Here is an 889-nt window from a genome sequence, read left to right on the forward strand (position 1 = left end):
CTGGCGCTGGCGGCGGCTCCCTTCACCGCCGGACTCACCGCGCTGCTGGCGGGCGGGAAGATCGTCGCGACGCGGATCGCGTTCAAGAAGATCCTCAAGGAGATGGCGGAGGCCGCCGTCTCCGAGATCGTCGCCGTGCTCACCCAGCCCGCGGTGGCGGCACTGGAGAGCGTCGTCACCGATCTCGCCATCCAGACGGCGATGAACGTCACCGGGCAGCAGGACGGCATCGACGTCGACCAGGCGGTGCAGGCCGGCAAGGACGGCATGCAGATCAACTCGGCCGGCGGCGGCAAGCCGGGCGCCGGACCGGTGATCGACCACGACGCCCACACCAGCACCGGCGGCCGGCTGGCGGACGTGCAGGTGAAGATGAACTCCCGCGCCGCCACCAAGATCAGCCGGGCCAAGGGGCACCACGGCCGTGCCAAGGGCAAGGACGCGCTGACCGCCGCCCTCGACACCACCATCGAGGAGGTGGTGGAGAAGCTGGTCAAGGGCCACGGGCACATGGGCAAGCACGTGGGCAAGGACCTCCCCGAGGCCATCGGCCAGGGCTCCAAGCACCACCGCACCTCCGACCAGGGTGTCCGGGACCGCATCGCCAAGGCCCAGAAGACCGACGTCCCGGACTCCGGCCGCCGGTTCACCGGCACCGGATGGCCCGGCACCTGGGGCGGCGGCGAGGGAACGGGCTGGCCGGGCGGCGGCGTCCTTGCCCTTGCCCTTGGCACGGCCGTGGTGCCCCTTGGCCCGGCTGATCTTGGTGGCGGCGCGGGAGTTCATCTTCACCTGCACGTCCGCCAGCCGGCCGCCGGTGCTGGTGTGGGCGTCGTGGTCGATCACCGGTCCGGCGCCCGGCTTGCCGCCGCCGGCCGAGTTGATCTGC

The 889-nt window shown here is 72.1% G+C and carries 1 pseudogene; it reads left to right on the plus strand.

From position 1 onward, the window contains the following. Positions 1-889, plus strand: a pseudogene (locus EAO77_RS36510) (hypothetical protein); the annotation flags it as partial.

It is taken from the genome of Streptomyces sp. T39 (genome assembly GCF_008042045.1).
Lineage (GTDB): Bacteria > Actinomycetota > Actinomycetes > Streptomycetales > Streptomycetaceae > Streptomyces.